This window comes from Pseudomonas sp. (assembly GCF_035497915.1).
GTDB lineage: Bacteria > Pseudomonadota > Gammaproteobacteria > Pseudomonadales > Pseudomonadaceae > Serpens.
On sequence record NZ_DATJCS010000015.1, the window covers coordinates 54,783 to 71,210 of the forward strand.

Here is a 16,428-nt window from a genome sequence, read left to right on the forward strand (position 1 = left end):
CGGGGTACGTCGAGAAATTCCTTCGGCGGTGAGCGCAACCACGGATAAACTGGCCCGCTTCCGCCGGCCGGTTTTTTTGTTCAGGGCAGACCACTTCGTGAAAACCTTCGAGCTCGAAACGCTCAAGATGCGGCTCAACGATGCCGAGCTTCAGCGCCTGGATCTGCATCAGCGCATTCAGCGCGCCCTGCGCGCGCTGATCCTCGACGGCGCCCTGGCCCCGGGCCTGAAGCTGCCGGCCACCCGCTCGCTGGCCACCTCGCTGGGGGTGGCGCGCGACACGGTCGAAAACGCCTATGTGCAACTGCATCGTGATGGTTTCATCGTGCGACGCGAGGGCTCGGGCAGCTACGTGGCCGAGGCGGTAGGCAACGAACTGCAGGGGGTCGCGCGTCAGCGCCCGAGGCCACGGGAAGCCCGGCGCACCGAGACGGCGGCGGCGGAAGCCGGCCTGAGCCGGCGCGGCCGCATGATTCTCGACAGCGGCGGCGTCAGCGATCAGCAGGTGGTCAAGGCGTTTGCCACCGGCCTGCCGGAAACCCGCACCTTCCCCATCGATGTCTGGCTACGTCTGCAGCGCCAGGCCATGAAGGACCACCGGGCCAGTGTCCTGCTGCATGGCGATCCGCAGGGCGCCGAGCCGCTGCGCAAGGCCATCGCCACCTACCTGAATCTGGAACGCGGCGCCGCATGCACCCCGGAGCAGATCCTGGTACTCAGCAGTACCCGCCAGGCGCTGTTCCTGTGCGCACAGCTGCTGGTCGATGCCGGCAAGCCGATCCTGCTGGAAAACCCCGGCTACTACGGCGCCCGGAAAGCTTTCGAAAGCGCCGAGGCCAGGGTCGTGCCCATCGATGTCGATGCGCTGGGCATTCGCACCGACCTGCTGCGCGCGGATCGCAGCGGCGCCAACTGCGTCTATGTGACGCCCTCCCACCAGTACCCCACCGGGGCGACCCTGCCACTGGCGCGCCGGCTCGAGCTGATCAACTGGGCGGCGGAAAACGGCAGGTGGATCATCGAGGACGACTATGACAGCGAGTTCCACTACGACGGCTTGCCGACCGCCTGTGTGCAGGGCCTGGACAAGTACCAGCGCACCCTCTACGTGGGTACGTTCAGCAAGACACTCTCTCCGGGCCTGCGCCTGGGTTACATGGTGTTGCCCCAGCCCCTGGTAAAAGCGTTCACCCATGCGCGCAGCATCATGGACGGACACACCCCGCAAATCCTTCAGCTGACCCTGGCGCGCTTCATGGAAGACGGCCACTACAACGCCCATGTGCGGGCCATGCGCAAACTGTACGCGGGACGTCGGGCCAGCATGTTCGATGCCATCGGCAGGCATCTGAGCGGTATCGCCACCGCCATGCGACCTCCGGGCGGCTTGCAGATGCCTTGCCTGCTGGACGAGGGCTGGTCGGAAGAAAGGACCATCCGCCTGGCTGCCAATGCCGGCGTACAGTTGCCCGGGCTCAGTCGACTGTATGCCGGGGAGGAACGAAAACAGGGTTGGCTGCTGGGTTACTCATCCCTGACCGCCATGGAAATCGAAGCCGCCATGCTGCGCCTGGCCAAGGCACTGCGCAGCAAATAGGCCCTGCGGCGCGACTCCCTGCGACATTGCTGCGCCTGCAATCAGTGGACACCGTAATGGCCAAACAGTAGCGTTCGCCGGCCACCCCCAGTCCACCCTCAGGTAGTGAAATGAAATCGAGCCTCGCGAAACCCCTGCTGTTTTTGTGCGCGCTGCTGTTCGCCGGTCCTGGCGTGGCCGGCTGCGGCGAGATGCAGGGCATGTGCCTGGTGATCAGCGGGGACGAGGAAACCGAGCGGGCGTGCGGCGTAACCGTATGCGCCAATGTCCATTCGTACTGGGCGCAGTGGGACATCGGCGGCGGCGAAAGTGCGGTCAGCGTGAGCGCCACCGAGGACACGTCCTCGATCAGCCTGGACGGTGAGCCCGGCTTTCCCGTGCCGCAATCCATCGTGCAAGACGGCCTGACCTGCTACAGCACGCAGAACCTGGCAAAGATCTACTGCGCGAAAGATATCCCGATGTAGGGCGGGCCGATCCGTCTCGATACGACGGATCGCGGCCCGTGCGCCAGCGTCAGAACAGCGCCTTGAATGCGAAGACCAGCAGCACGATCGGCACGACCAGAATCAGCAGCCCCAGCAGTGTGGTTCCCAGGGCGCGCCATGCGGAGAAACCCTGTACCTGGCCAAGGCTCTTGAGCAGCAGCACCAACGCCCAGCACCCCAGCACCGCCTCGGCGACCTTGAATGACAGGAAGAGCAATGGGCTGGCGGCAACACTGGGTGCCGAGTGGCTGAACAGCTCGGTGCCAAAAATCAGCAGCTCGGGAATCCACAGCAACAGCGACCAGGCAATCGGCACCATCGACCAGGCAAGCGCCATGCCGATCGCCCCTCTCGATGCGCGGCCTCCCAGCCATTTGCCTGTCCAGCCCAGAATGATCGACCCGAGATAAAGCATGAGGGGGCCGAAAATGACACTGGTCACCAGGGCCATCACCAGGATCAACGGCAACGGCGAGGTATCCCCCAGGCCTTTGCTGCTCGCTCGGTTCAGCGCATCGGAAAGAGCGGCCAGGGTGGGGAGCAGCACGACGCTTCGCCCGGGGTCGTGCTCGACGAGCCATTGAACGGTCGAGCGCGGCTTCGTCCACATAGATAGCCAGGGATTGAGCACTGTTGTTTCTGCCATGTCGTCGTCCGTTCAGTTCAGCGGGTACGACCGATACGGCGACAGTCGACAGGGCGGACTTAAGGAAACCGCGCCGGCATTCGCGTCACCACGCGGGAGCGATCGCCTTTCACACGCGAAACGCCAGCTCGAAGGTCGTCCAACCCTCCGCGCTGTGGCAGCGGATCTGTCCCCGGTGTGCCTCGACGATCGAGCGGGTGATGGCCAGTCCCAGGCCGGCGTTGCCGGGGTGGCCCTCGCGGCGGGCCGGATCGACGCGGTAGAAGCGGTCGAACAGGCGCTCCAGGTGCTCGGCGGCGATGGTGCCGCCGGGGTTGGCCAGCGACAGGCGCACCGCGTGTTCGGTCTGCTGCAGGCTCAGGCGAATGCTGGCGCCGTCCGGCGTGTAGCGCAGCGCGTTGGACAGCAGGTTGGATAGCGCCCGACGCAGCATCAGCACGTCGCCCTGCAGGGTGGCCTCGCCGCTCAGTTCGAAACGGATACCGCGTTCCTCCGCGGACAACCCGTAGAAATCCAGCAGGCTGGCGCACAGTTCGTGCAGCGCCACCGGCCGCTGCTCGGGAATAATCAGCCCGTTGTCGGCTTTGGCCAGGAACAGCATGTCGTCGATCATCCGCGCCATGCGCTGCAGCTCTTCCAGGTTGGAGTGCAGGTTCTCCTGATAGTCCTCGACGTTGCGGGCGCGGGTCAGCACCACTTCGGTATGGGTGAGCAGGTTGCTCACCGGGGTGCGCAGTTCGTGGGCGATGTCCGCCGAGAAGTTCGACAGGCGCACGAAGGAGTCCTCCAGGCGCGCCAGCATGGCGTTGAACGCCTGCACCAGCGCGCGCAGCTCGGCCGGCACCTCCTGTTCGATGCGCTCCTCCAGCGAACGGGCCGACACCGAGGCGATCACCTCGGTCACCTGGCGCAGCGGGCGCAGGCCACTGCGCACCAGCAACCAGCCCAGCAGCACGCTGAGCAGCGCCGCCAGCCCCAGCCCCGCCCACAGCCAGCCGGCCAACTGGTGGGAGAACACCTGATGGGTGGTGACATCCAGCATCAGCTGGATGCTCACGGGCCGCTCATCCACCATGACGTTCCTTTCCAGTCCCCGCCAGGCGCGCCCCTCGTACCGCCATTCACCGGAGCCCGCCCCGAACGGGGCCGCGCCCCGCTCCGGCGTGGCGAACAGCAGGCGCCCGTCCTCCAGGATCCGCGCCTGCAGATCGGCCTGGCCGCTGAACAGCGCGCGCAGCTGCCCGTCGCGGCTCGCCGGCGGCGCCTCGCGCAGCAGGCGTTCGGCAGCGGCAGCGGCGACGCTCAGGGTCTGCTGGTCCAGCTCGTCGAAATGGTGCTGGCTGAGGTGGTTGAAGAAAAACCCCGAGCCCGCCAGCACCCCGGCCACCGCCAGCATGAACAGCAGGCTCAGCCGCGCGGTGAGCGACAGGCGCCTCATGACGGCTCGGGCTCGTCGAGCATGTAGCCCATGCCGCGCGCGGTGTGGATCAGCTTGGGCTCGAAGTCGTCGTCGATCTTGGCGCGCAGCCGGCGGATGGCCACCTCGATCACGTTGGTGTCGCTGTCGAAGTTCATGTCCCAGACCTGCGAGGCGATCAGCGACTTGGGCAGCACCTCGCCGCGCCGGCGCAGCAGCAGTTCCAGCAGGGCGAACTCCTTGGCGGTCAGGTCGATGCGCCGCCCGGCGCGCACCGCGCGGCGCTTGAGCAGGTCGACCTCCAGGTCGGCGATGCGCAGGTGGGTGGCCACCGCCGCCTGGTTGCCACGGCGCAGCAGGCTGCGCACCCGGGCCAGCAGCTCGGAGAAGGCAAAGGGCTTGACCAGATAATCGTCGGCGCCCAGTTCCAGGCCCTTGACCCGGTCCTCGACCCGATCGCGCGCGGTAAGGAACAGCACCGGCATGTCCTGGCCGGCGGCGCGCACCCGGCGCAGCACTTCCCAGCCATCCAGGCCGGGCAGCATCACATCGAGGATCAGCAGGTCGTAGGGCTCGCTCAGCACCTGCTGCACGGCCTCCGTGCCGCTGGTCACGCGGTCGACGCTGAAGCCGGCCTCGCCGAGGCCCTGCTGCAGGTAGGTGCCGGTTTTCGGTTCGTCTTCGGCGACCAGGAGTTTCATGGACAACACCCCACGGGGAACAGACGCGGGCAGTGTGCAGCGCCGGAACGACGCTGACCACAAGCTGACAGAAAAGTAATCCCGGGCTCAGCCTGATGTCAGCCATCCCGCGCTAGGGTGCGGACAACCCTAGAAGGAACACCGCCATGCCAAGCCTGCCGGCCTCGTCACACCCAGCACCGCCCGCAGCACCGGACCGCGACCCGGTCTGCGGCATGACGGTCAAGCCCGACAGTCCCTACCAGGCCCAGCATGCGGGCCAGCGCCTGCGCTTCTGCAGCCAGCACTGCCTGGAGCGCTTCGGCGCCGAGCCGCACAAGTACCTGTCCGCCCAGCACACTGATCATGCGCCGGCCGCGGCCGCGCCCGACGCAGGGGCGGCCGCCGCGGCAGTGGCCGCCACGGCAGCGGCCGCCGCCGAATACACCTGTCCGATGCACCCGGAAATCCGCCAGGTCGGCCCCGGCACCTGTCCGCTATGCGGCATGGCGCTGGAGCCGGTCATGCCGGAACTGGAAGAAGAGGAAAACCCGGAGCTCAGGGACTTCACCCGGCGCTTCTGGTGGACCCTGCCGTTGACCGTGATCGTCACCGCGCTGGCCATGGGCGGGCATGCCCTGAACCTGTTCCATGGCGCCGCGCAGAACTGGGTCGAGCTCGCATTGAGCACCCCGGTGGTGCTCTGGGCCGGCTGGCCGTTCTTCGTGCGCGGCGTGCGCTCGGTGATCCGGCGCAGCCCGAACATGTGGACGCTGATCGGCCTGGGCACCGCCGCCGCCTACCTGTACAGCCTGGTCGCCACCCTGGCGCCCGGCGTGTTCCCTGCCGACTTCATGCAGGACGGGCGCATCGGCGTGTACTTCGAAGCGGCGGCGGTGATCATCTCGCTGACCCTGCTCGGCCAGATCCTCGAACTCAAGGCGCGCTCGCAGACCTCGGCGGCGATCCGCTCGCTGCTCGGCCTGGCGCCCAAGACCGCGCGGCGCATCAATGCCGACGGCAGCGAAGAAGACATCCCGCTCAGCCACGTGCACAGCGGCGACACCCTGCGCGTGCGACCGGGCGAGAAGGTGCCGGTCGACGGCCGGGTGCTGGACGGTGAAAGCGCGGTGGACGAGTCGATGCTGACCGGCGAGCCGCTGCCGATCATGAAGCGCGCCGGCGACAGCCTGATCGGCGCCACCCTGAACACCCACGGCAGCCTGGTGATGCAGGCGCAGAAGGTCGGCAGCGCGACCGTGCTCGCGCAGATCGTGCAGATGGTCGCCCAGGCCCAGCGCTCCAAGGCGCCGATGCAGCGGCTGGCCGACGTCATCGCCGGCTGGTTTGTGCTGGTGGTGATCGGCATCGCCGTGCTCACGCTGCTCGGCTGGGGCCTGTGGGGGCCGGAACCGAGCTGGGTGTTCGGCCTGATCAACGCGGTGGCGGTGCTGATCATCGCCTGCCCGTGCGCCCTGGGGCTGGCCACGCCGATGTCGGTGATGGTCGCCACCGGCAAGGCGGCGAGCAGCGGCGTGCTGTTCCGCGATGCCGGCGCCATCGAGAACCTGCGCAAGATCGACACGCTGATCGTCGACAAGACCGGCACCCTGACCGAAGGCCGCCCCGCGTTCCACAGCGTGGAGGCGGCGCCCGGTTTCGTGGCGGACGAGGTGCTGCGGCTGGCCGCCAGCCTGGATCAGGGCAGCGAGCATCCGCTGGCCCACGCCATCGTCGATCAGGCCCGCGCCCAGGGCCTGGCGCTGAGCACGCCCGAGACGTTCGAATCGGCCTCCGGCATCGGCGTGCGCGGGCAGGTCGAGGGCCGCCGCCTGCAGTTGGGCAACACCGCGCTGCTGACCGATGCCGGCGTGGATGTCGGCCCGCTGCAGGCCAGCGCCGAACGGTTGCGCGGCGACGGGGTGAGCATCATGTACCTGGCGGTGGATGGCACGCTGGCCGGGCTGCTGGCGGTCGCCGATCCGCTCAAGCCGACCTCGAAACTGGCGGTCGAGCGTCTGCAGGCCGACGGCGTGCGGGTGATCATGGCGACCGGTGACGGCCTGACCACCGCCCGGGCGGTGGCCCGCGAGCTGGGCATCGAGGAGGTGCACGGCGAGGTCAAGCCGCAGGACAAGGAGCGCCTGGCCGCGCTCCTGCAACAGCAGGGTCACCGCGTGGCCATGGCCGGCGACGGCATCAACGACGCCCCGGCCCTGGCGCGCGCCGACATCGGTATCGCCATGGGCACCGGCACCGACGTGGCGATGAACAGCGCCCAGGTCACGCTGGTCAAGGGCGACCTGCTCGGCATCCTGCGCGCGCGCAGCCTGTCGGTGGCCACCGTGCGCAACATGCACCAGAACCTGACCTTCGCCTTCCTCTACAACGCGCTGGGCATTCCGCTGGCCGCCGGCCTGCTCTACCCGCTGACCGGCCATCTGCTGTCGCCAATGATCGCCGCGCTGGCGATGAGCCTGAGTTCGGCCTCGGTGGTGTTCAACGCGCTGCGCCTGCGCAAGGTGTCCATCGACTGATTGTTTATCCGCGGCCCCGCCGCAATACGAATCCCACGACGTTCCCAACGGAGAAGTTCCATGCACCCCACCCTGCGTATCGCCACCCTCGCCACCCTGCTGCTCGGCGGCGCCGCCCAGGCGGCCGAAACCCTGGCCATCGACGTGCACCGCGACGCCAATTGCGGCTGCTGCAAGGACTGGATCGCCTACCTGAAGGACAACGGCTTCGCGGTGCGTGACCACGTCGAACGCGACATGGGCGCGGTCAAGCAGGCGCTGGGCGTGCAGCCGCGCCTGGGCTCCTGCCACACCGGCGTGATCGACGGCCAGTTCGTCGAAGGCCACGTACCGGTGGCGCAGATCCTCGAACTGCGCAAGCGCCCCGACCTGCTCGGCATCGCGGTGCCGGGCATGCCGGCGGGCTCGCCGGGCATGGACTACGGCCAGGCCCGCCAGGCGTATCAAGTGATCGGCCTGACCCGCTCCGGCCAGGACGAGGTGCTGGCCAACTACCCGGCGGACAAGGCCCCGCGCCGCTGAGCTGACGAAAACGTAACCGGCGCTTCAGCCTGCCGTCAGTAGCGCGACGGTAGGCTGGGCGCTGTTCGCAACATCAAAGGAAACCGCTCATGCAATCCCGCCTGTTCGCCCTGGCTCTGACCAGCGCCCTGTTCGCCGGCGCGCCCGTGATGGCCGCCACCGTGTATGTCGCCAACGAAGGCGCCGGCAGCCTGACCATCATTGACGAGGACGCCGCCTCCACCCGCACGATTGCCTTGGAGGTGCTGCCGCACAACCTGGATCTCACGCCCGACGGCAAGTCCCTGCTGATTGTCGGCATGCCCGCTGGCCACGGAAGCCACGGCAATCATGACGAAGGCGGTCGGCTGCTGATGCTGGATGCGCTGAATCCCGCCGCCTCACCCACCACCGTTGCCGTGGGCGGTCATCCGGCCCATGTGGTGCCCGATGCCAGCGGCAAATGGGCGTTCATCACCGATGCGGACAGCCATGCGGTGCTGGTCGTCGACCTGGCCGCCCGGCGCGTGGTGCACCGCATCCCGGTCGGCCGTTACCCCCACGGCCTGCGCCTGTCCCCGGACGGCCGCAGCCTGGCGGTGGCCAACCGCGACAGCGGCGATGTCAGCCTGATCGACGTGCAACGCCGCGCAGAAGTCGCACGCATCGCGGTCGGCAGCCAACCGGTGCAGGTGGCCTTCGCCCCCGACGGCCAGCGCCTGTTCGTCTCGCTCAGCGGCGAGAACGCCGTGGCGGCGGTGGACGTACGGCGCCGCACGCTGCTTGACCGCTACCCGGTCGGCCCCGGTCCCATCCAGTTGTCCGTCTCGCCCGATGGCCAGCAGTTGATCGTGGCCAATCAGGGCAGCGCACAGGCGCCCGGGCACAACCTGTCGATCCTGGATGCCGCCAGCGGCCGGCTCCTGGCCAGCCCCGAAGTCGGCAAGGGCGCCCACGGCGTGTCCATCGCAGACGGCACGCGCGCCTACATCAGCAATGCCTTCGACGCCAGCGTGTCGGTGGTCGACCTGAACAGCCATCGGGAACTGACCCGCTACCCGACCGCCGCCGGCCCCAACGGCATTGTGGCGCGCTGAGCTCGCGCATCTTTTTGACTCATAGGGATATCCACCTCGCATGCATTCCACACCTTCCCGACGCACCTTGCTCAAGGGCCTGGCCGCCGGCGGCGCATTCGCCGGCCTGGGCCTGTGGCGCCCGCCGGTCTGGGCGCTGACCAGCCCCGGCCAGCCGACCGTGCTGGCCGGCACCGAATTCGACCTGACCATCGACGCGCTAGACGTCGACTTCACCGGCAGGCGGCGCACCGCCATGGCCATCAACGGCTCGATTCCCGGGCCACTGCTGCGCTGGCGCGAAGGCGACACCGTCACCCTGCGCGTGCGCAACCGCCTGCCGGTGGACACCTCGATCCACTGGCACGGCATCCTGCTGCCGGCCAACATGGACGGCGTACCGGGCTTCAGCTTCGCCGGCATCGCACCGGACGGCCTGTACGAATACCGCTTCAGGGTGAAGCAGCACGGCACCTACTGGTACCACAGCCATTCCGGCTTCCAGGAGCAGCTCGGCGTGTACGGCCCGCTGATCATCGAACCACGGCAGCCCGAGCCCCACCGCTACGAACGCGACTATGTGGTGATGTTCTCCGACTGGACCGACGAGAACCCCGCGCGGGTGCTGGCCAAGCTGAAGAAGCAGTCCGACTACTACAACGAGCATCGCCGCACCGTGGGCGACTTCATCCGCGACGCTGCCGACCACGGCTGGAGCGCAACGCTGAGTGACCGCTGGGCCTGGGCACGGATGAACATGAGCCCCACGGACCTGGCCGACGTGAGCGGCGCGACCTACAGCTACCTGCTCAACGGCCGCACGCCGGCAAATCCCTGGAGCGGCCTGTTCAAGCCGGGCGAGCGCATCCGCCTGCGGCTGATCAACGGCTCGGCCATGAGCTACCTGGACTTCCGCATCCCCGGCCTGAAGCTCACCGTGATCGCCGCCGACGGCCAGCCGGTCGAGCCGGTGCAGGTCGACGAACTGCGCCTGGCGGTGGCGGAAACCTACGACGTGCTGGTCGAACCCGGCGACCAACCGGCCTACAGCCTGTTCGCCCAGGCCATGGACCGCAGCGGCTATGCCTGCGGCACGCTGGCGGTGCGCGACGGCCTGCGCGCGCCGGTGCCGGCGGTAGACCCGCGCCCGGTGCTGAGCATGGAAGACATGGGCCACGGCGAGCATGGGGCGCACGGCCAGACGGACAGCGCGATCAATCATGCGGCCATGGGCGACATGGATCACGGCTCGATGGCCGGCATGGATCACGGCGCCATGGCTCAGACGGCGATGCCCCTGCAGCAGCATCCAGCCAGCGAAGCCGGCAACCCGCTGCTCGACATGCAGACCCTGCAGCCGGTGGCCAAGCTGGCCGATCCGGGCATCGGCCTGCGCGACAACGGGCGCCGGGTGCTGACCTACGCCGACCTGCGCAGCCGCTTCGCCGACCCGGACGGCCGGCAACCGAGCCGCACGCTGGAGCTGCACCTGACCGGCCACATGGAGCGCTTCGCCTGGTCCATCGACGGCGTGGCATTCGCCCATGCCGAGCCGATCCGCCTGAAATACGGCGAGCGCGTGCGCATCGTGCTGGTCAACGACACCATGATGCATCACCCCATCCACCTGCACGGCCTGTGGAGCGATCTGGAGGACGAACAGGGCAACTTCCTGGTGCGCAAGCACACCATCGACATGCCGCCCGGTTCGCGGCGCAGCTACCGCGTCACCGCCGACGCGCTGGGCCGCTGGGCCTTCCACTGCCACCTGTTGATGCACATGGACCTCGGCATGTTCCGTGAAGTCCGCGTGGAAGAATGAGGAAGTTGATGATGAACCCCCGCAGCACATCCTTTGCCGCCTCGCTGGCGGTCGGCCTGCTGCTCGCCGCGCAGGCGCCGCAGGCCCTGGCACAAGGCGCGCACGATGGCCACCATCCGCCGAGCGCGCCGTCACCCAGTGCCGACGACCATCGCCACCAGCACGCGCCAACGTACGGCGCCGGCCGCACACCGCTCCCGGTGCCAAGCGCCGCCGACCGCGCCGCCGCCTTCCCCGACCTGCCGCCGCATGCCATGCACGCCGGCGGGACGAACTTCCTGCTACTCACCGACCAGCTGGAATGGCGGGATGCCGATGACGGCAACGCCCTGGCCTGGGACATCGACGGCTGGATCGGCGGCGACATCAACCGCCTGGCGCTGCGCTCGGAAGGCGAGCGCGTCGATGGCCACACCGAGGAAGCCGAACTGCAGTTGCTGTGGAGCCACGCCATCGGCCCCTGGTGGGAAAGCGTGCTCGGCGTGCGCCAGGACTTCAAGCCGGGCTCACCGCAGACCTGGGCGGTAGCCGGGCTCCAGGGCATGCCGTTGTACGGCCTGGAAACCGAAGTCAGCGCGTTCTTCGGCGAAGGCGGCCAGACCGGCCTGCGCCTGGCCGCCGACTACGACATCCTGCTGACCAACCGGCTGATCCTGCAGCCGGCCGTGGAGCTCAACCTGCACGGCCGCAACGACGCGGCACGCGGCGTCGGCGCGGGCTTCAGCGATGCGGAGGCCGGCCTGCGGCTGCGCTACGAGATGACCCGGCAATTCGCCCCCTACCTGGGCGTGAGCTGGCAGCGCGCCTATGGCAATACGGCCGATTATCTGCGCCGCGCGGGAGAAGATCGCGAGGAAACCGTCGTGGTCGCCGGGGTCCGCTTCTGGTTTTGAGACCCGTGGCCGGCATTGGCCAAGGGGTGTTTGGCCGCGCGCCAGGGCGCAAAGTTCCGCGCTTTGTAAGGAGTCCATAAATAGTTGGTAAAGCCGTGCAGCTCGTCGGCCGAGGGCTTGTTTCGGCACCTTCCGGCAGCGAGCATCGCCCCGTCATTTTTTTGAGGCGACACCTGATGAAGAAGCATGCCCCGATTATTTTTCTGACCCTCGGCCTGCTCAGTAGCGGCAGCGCCTTTGCCGGCAAGGACACCGAAGCAGCCGTCGGTGGAGCGCTGGGCGGGGTGATGGGCAGCGTGGTCGGCGGACATCTTGGCGGTAGCACAGGCGCGGCGATCGGCGCGGGGGTCGGTGGCGCTGCCGGCAGCGCGGTCGGCGCCGACCGACGCAATCGCACCGAAGCCGCTGTCGGCGGTGGCCTGGGTGCGGCCGGCGGCAATGTGCTGGGTCAGCAGGTCGGCGGTACCAATGGCGGCCTGCTGGGTGCCGCCGTGGGTGGCGCCGCCGGCGGCGCGCTGGGCAATGCGTACGGCGGCGATGATGATCGACGCGATTACCGGGGCGACCGTCGCCATGCGCGCCACGATCACAAGCACAAGCGCGGCCGGGGCCATTACAAGGAACAGTGGCACCACAAGTACCGCTGAGTCATTCCCCTCTCCCCGGCCGGGTGAGAGGGGATAACACCTCTGCCCCAAAACAGGGAGCGCGACGGGCGCTTCGCCCCACCAGGGATCATTCGTCCAGCCCGTCGCGCCTGCCCTCATTCGCCGCCAAACCGCTCTGCATCGGGCATTGCCGCACGTCATTCCGTCGCTGGCACGCTCCCTGCTAACTCCCAGGCAGGGTCAGCGAAGACCCCGTTATTCAGGTGATCCGGGCAACGGCGCTCGGCCAACACCACCCCACACAGAATCACCAGGCAAAGGCGCCTGGAGCTTTCAACGGCTCCAGGCGCCTTTTTGCGTTTCGGCCGGCGGGAAAACCGGCCGGCAAGGCAGAGGAAGGACACATGAACACGACAGTCAGGGTCGTCATCATCGGCAACGGCATGGTGGGTCATCACTGCGTGGCCCGTCTGGCCGAGCAGGGTGCGCTCGAGCGCTTTCAGGTGCGGGTGTTCGGCGAAGAGCGCCAGCGCGCCTACGACCGTGTGCACCTGTCCGAATACTTCGGCGGCCGCGATGCCGAGTCGCTGGCCCTGTGCGAGCCGGACTTCTATGCCCGCCATGGCGTGCACCTGCACCTGGGCGAAGCGGTGATCGACATCGACCGCGCCAGCAAGCAGGTGATCACCTCACAGGGCCGCTACGCCTACGACCACCTGGTGCTGGCCTCCGGCTCCTTCCCCTTCGTGCCGCCGATTCCGGGCGCCGAAGGCCATTCCCGGCTGGTGTACCGTACCCTGGAGGATCTGGACGCCATCCGGCTCGCCGCCCAGGGCGCCCGCCGCGGCGTGGTGGTTGGTGGCGGCCTGCTCGGCCTGGAAGCGGCCAACGCGCTGAAGTCGCTGGGCCTGGAAGCCCATGTGGTGGAATTCGCGCCGCGCCTGATGCCGGTGCAGCTGGACGAACTGGGTGGCGACGCGCTCAAGGCGCGCATCGAGGCCCTCGGCGTCGGCGTGCACCTGTCCCGCGCCACCGAGGCCATCGTCGCCGGCAGCCAGTACCGCTACCGCATGGACTTCAAGGACGGCGACAGCCTGGAAACCGACCTGATCGTGTTCTCCGCCGGCATCCGTCCGCAGGACGCCCTGGCCCGCGCCACCGGCCTGGAACTGGGCCCGCGCGGCGGCGTGGCGGTGGACGACCTGTGCCGCAGCAGCGATCCTGCCATCTACGCCATCGGCGAATGCGCAGCCTGGAACGGCAGCGTGTTCGGCCTGGTGGCGCCGGGCTACAGCATGGCGCGCACCGTGGCCGACCAACTCGCTGGCCTCGACGCCACGCCGTTCACCGGCGCCGACATGTCCACCAAGCTCAAGCTGCTCGGCGTGGATGTCGGCTCCATCGGCGACGCCCATGCCGCCACACCCGGCGCGCGCAGCTACCGCTTCATCGACGAGGCCAGCGCCAGCTACCGGCGCCTGGTGGTCTCCGCCGACGGAAAGCGCGTGCTCGGTGCGGTGCTGGTCGGTGACAACAGTTACTACGACACCTTGCTGCAGTACGCGCAAAACGGCATCAAGCTGCCCGACGACCCGGCCAGCCTGATCCTGCCGGTCTCGGATGGCGCGCCGGCGCTGGGTGCCGATGCCCTGCCCGACACCGCCACCATCTGCTCCTGCCACAACGTCACCAAGGGCGCGGTGTGCTGCCAGGTGGACGCCGGCATCACCGACCTGGGTGAGCTGAAAAGCGCCACCAAGGCGGCCACCGGCTGTGGCGGCTGCGCCAGCCTGCTCAAGCAGGTGTTCGAACACGAGTTGAGCGCCCGCGGCGTGGCGGTGGACAAGAGCCTCTGCGAGCACTTCGCCTACACCCGCCAGGAGCTGTACGACATCGTCCGCGTCGAAGGCATCGAGCGCTTCGACGAGCTGCTGGCCCGCCACGGCAAGGGCGAGTTGGGCTGCGACATCTGCAAGCCGGCGGTGGGCTCGATCCTCGCCTCCTGCTGGAACCGGCCGATCCAGGATCCGGCGCTGGTGCCGCTGCAGGACACCAACGACACCTTCATGGCCAACATGCAGAAGAACGGCACCTACTCGGTGGTGCCGCGCGTGCCCGGCGGCGAGATCACTCCGGAAGGGCTGATCGCCATCGGCCAGGTGGCGAAGAAGTACGACCTGTACACCAAGATCACCGGCGGCCAGCGCATCGACCTGTTCGGCGCGCAACTGCACCAGTTGCCGGACATCTGGGCCGAGCTGATCGAGGCCGGCTTCGAGACCGGCCACGCCTACGGCAAGTCGCTGCGCACGGTGAAATCCTGCGTGGGCAGCACCTGGTGCCGCTACGGCGTGCAGGACAGCGTCGGCATGGCCCTGACCCTGGAGAACCGCTACAAGGGCCTGCGCGCGCCGCACAAGATCAAGTTCGGCGTCTCCGGCTGCACCCGCGAATGCGCCGAGGCGCAGAGCAAGGACATCGGCGTGATCGCCACCGAAAAGGGCTGGAACCTGTACATCTGCGGCAACGGCGGCATGCGTCCGCGCCACGCCGAGCTGTTCGCCACCGACCTGGACGACGCCGGCCTGATCCGCACCATCGACCGCGTGCTGATGTTGTACATCCGCACCGCCGACAAGCTGCAGCGCACCTCGGTGTGGCGCGAAAGCCTGGACGGCGGCCTGGACTACCTCAAGGCGGTGATCCTCGACGACAGCCTGGGCCTCGGCGCCGAGCTGGAGCGCCAGATGCAGCTCGTGGTGGACCGCTACGAATGCGAATGGGCCAACGCCCTGAAGGATCCGGAAAAGCTCAAGCGCTTCCGCACCTTCGTCAACGACCACCGCGACGACCCGGACATCCACTTCGTGCGCGAGCGCGGCCAGCGCCGCCCGGCGCGCGCATCCGAACTTTCCCTGATTCCCGCCGAGGAGGTGCTCCAATGAACATGTATGCCCCGCTTCATGCCGAAACCGCGCTGCAGTGGCGCGCCCTGTGCAGCCGCCGCGACCTGGTGGCCCACTCCGGCGTTGTCGCCTGGCTGGAAGGCACCCAGGTGGCGCTGTTCCACTTGCCCGGTGACCAGGTCTACGCCGTCGAGAACCGCGACCCCAGGTCCGGCGCCAACGTGATCGGCCGCGGCATCGTCGGCTCCCTCAAGGGCCAGACGGTGGTCGCCGCCCCCCTCTACAAGCAGCACTTCCGGCTGGACGACGGCCTGTGCCTGGAGGACCCGCAGCAACGCCTGCGGGTCTGGCCGGCGCGGCTGAACGGCGACGCCGTGGAAATCGCCCTGGGCTGAAGGGTCCTGGGCTGATGTCTCGCGAATTCAACCAACAGGAATGACCGTCATGTCCTATATCGTGCCCGCCGAATTCGTCACCAAGATGGTCGACGCCGGCGAATCCAAGATCCACATGTCCACCCGCGACACCCTGATCCGCGCCTTCATGGCCGGCGCCATCCTCGCCCTGGCGGCGGTGTTCGCCGTGACCATCACCGTGCAGACCGGCTCCGCGCTGGTCGGCGCCATGCTCTTCCCGGTCGGCTTCGTGATGCTCTACCTGATGGGCTTCGACCTGCTCACCGGGGTGTTCATGCTCACCCCGCTGGCGCTGCTCGACCGCCGCCCCGGCGTCACCGTCGGCGGCATCCTGCGCAACTGGGGACTGGTGTTCCTCGGCAACTTCGCCGGCGCGCTGACCGTGGCCTTCATGATGGTGTTCGTCTTCACCTACGGCTTCTCCACCGAGCCGGGCGAAGTGGCGCAGAAGCTCTCGCACATCGGCGAGGCGCGCACCCTGGGCTACGCCCAGTACGGTGCGGCCGGCTGGGCGACCATCTTCCTGCGCGGCGTGCTGTGCAACTGGATGGTGTCGATGGGCGTGGTCGGCGCGATGATCTCCACCACCGTCGGTGGCAAGGCGATCGCCATGTGGATGCCGATCATGCTGTTCTTCTACATGGGCTTCGAGCACTCGGTGGTGAACATGTTTCTGTTCCCGGCCGGACTGATGATGGGCGGCGACTTCTCGATCATGGACTACATGCTCTGGAACGAAATCCCCACCGCACTGGGCAACCTGGTCGGCGGCCTGGCCTTCACCGGCCTGACCCTGTATGCCACCCATGTGCGTACGGCGCCGAAGCGGGCGGTGCTTTGA

General features: G+C 68.1%; 14 protein-coding genes. 11 read left to right on the plus strand and 3 right to left on the minus strand.

Annotation, left to right across the window (positions count from 1 at the left end):
• Nucleotides 1–127 precede the first annotated feature (127 nt).
• Nucleotides 128–1,597, plus strand: a complete 1,470-nt coding sequence (gene pdxR / locus VL129_RS05360; RefSeq protein ID WP_325410947.1) for a MocR-like pyridoxine biosynthesis transcription factor PdxR — start codon at nucleotides 128–130, stop codon at nucleotides 1,595–1,597.
• Between the two features lie 110 nt (nucleotides 1,598–1,707).
• On the plus strand, nucleotides 1,708–2,064 hold the full coding sequence (locus VL129_RS05365; protein ID WP_325410838.1) for a hypothetical protein: 357 nt from the start codon (nucleotides 1,708–1,710) through the stop codon (nucleotides 2,062–2,064).
• Between the two features lie 49 nt (nucleotides 2,065–2,113).
• Here VL129_RS05365 and VL129_RS05370 read toward each other — a convergent pair whose 3' ends face one another.
• The 3 genes from VL129_RS05370 to VL129_RS05380 all read right to left on the minus strand — a co-directional run bounded on the left by VL129_RS05370 (nucleotide 2,114) and on the right by VL129_RS05380 (nucleotide 4,849).
• Nucleotides 2,114–2,731, minus strand: coding sequence for a YIP1 family protein (locus tag VL129_RS05370; RefSeq protein ID WP_325410840.1), 618 nt, complete (start codon nucleotides 2,729–2,731; stop codon nucleotides 2,114–2,116).
• A 109-nt stretch (nucleotides 2,732–2,840) separates the two neighbouring features.
• Nucleotides 2,841–4,169, minus strand: coding sequence for a heavy metal sensor histidine kinase (locus VL129_RS05375; RefSeq protein WP_325410842.1), 1,329 nt, complete (start codon nucleotides 4,167–4,169; stop codon nucleotides 2,841–2,843).
• Nucleotides 4,166–4,849 carry a heavy metal response regulator transcription factor gene (locus VL129_RS05380; RefSeq protein ID WP_325410844.1) on the minus strand — a complete coding sequence of 228 codons (684 nt, stop codon included), beginning with the start codon at nucleotides 4,847–4,849 and terminating at the stop codon, nucleotides 4,166–4,168. Before VL129_RS05380 ends, VL129_RS05375 begins: the two co-directional genes overlap by 4 nt.
• A 146-nt stretch (nucleotides 4,850–4,995) precedes the next feature.
• Here VL129_RS05380 and VL129_RS05385 point away from each other — a divergent pair, with 146 nt between their 5' ends.
• The 9 genes from VL129_RS05385 to VL129_RS05425 all read left to right on the plus strand — a co-directional run bounded on the left by VL129_RS05385 (nucleotide 4,996) and on the right by VL129_RS05425 (nucleotide 16,428).
• The gene (locus tag VL129_RS05385; protein WP_325410846.1) at nucleotides 4,996–7,365 is read left to right on the plus strand and encodes a heavy metal translocating P-type ATPase; all 2,370 of its coding nucleotides are present in this window, start codon (nucleotides 4,996–4,998) and stop codon (nucleotides 7,363–7,365) included.
• 60 nt (nucleotides 7,366–7,425) lie between these two features.
• Nucleotides 7,426–7,887, plus strand: coding sequence for a DUF411 domain-containing protein (locus VL129_RS05390; protein WP_325410849.1), 462 nt, complete (start codon nucleotides 7,426–7,428; stop codon nucleotides 7,885–7,887).
• An 89-nt stretch (nucleotides 7,888–7,976) separates the two neighbouring features.
• Nucleotides 7,977–8,963, plus strand: coding sequence for a YncE family protein (locus tag VL129_RS05395; protein ID WP_325410851.1), 987 nt, complete (start codon nucleotides 7,977–7,979; stop codon nucleotides 8,961–8,963).
• Nucleotides 8,964–9,003: 40 nt separating this feature from the next.
• Nucleotides 9,004–10,764, plus strand: coding sequence for a copper resistance system multicopper oxidase (locus VL129_RS05400; protein ID WP_325410853.1), 1,761 nt, complete (start codon nucleotides 9,004–9,006; stop codon nucleotides 10,762–10,764).
• Between the two features lie 11 nt (nucleotides 10,765–10,775).
• A complete protein-coding gene (locus tag VL129_RS05405) occupies nucleotides 10,776–11,657 on the plus strand; it encodes a copper resistance protein B (protein ID WP_325410855.1) in 882 nt (293 codons plus the stop codon).
• A gap of 176 nt (nucleotides 11,658–11,833) precedes the next feature.
• A complete protein-coding gene (locus VL129_RS05410) occupies nucleotides 11,834–12,304 on the plus strand; it encodes a hypothetical protein (RefSeq protein ID WP_325410858.1) in 471 nt (156 codons plus the stop codon).
• Nucleotides 12,305–12,669: 365 nt separating this feature from the next.
• On the plus strand, nucleotides 12,670–15,210 hold the full coding sequence (gene nirB, locus VL129_RS05415) for a nitrite reductase large subunit NirB (RefSeq protein WP_325410860.1): 2,541 nt from the start codon (nucleotides 12,670–12,672) through the stop codon (nucleotides 15,208–15,210).
• Complete coding sequence (gene nirD, locus VL129_RS05420; RefSeq protein WP_325410862.1) at nucleotides 15,207–15,566, plus strand: nitrite reductase small subunit NirD; 360 nt, start codon at nucleotides 15,207–15,209, stop codon at nucleotides 15,564–15,566. Before nirB ends, nirD begins: the two co-directional genes overlap by 4 nt.
• Before the next feature lie 49 nt (nucleotides 15,567–15,615).
• On the plus strand, nucleotides 15,616–16,428 hold the full coding sequence (locus VL129_RS05425) for a formate/nitrite transporter family protein (protein ID WP_039561718.1): 813 nt from the start codon (nucleotides 15,616–15,618) through the stop codon (nucleotides 16,426–16,428).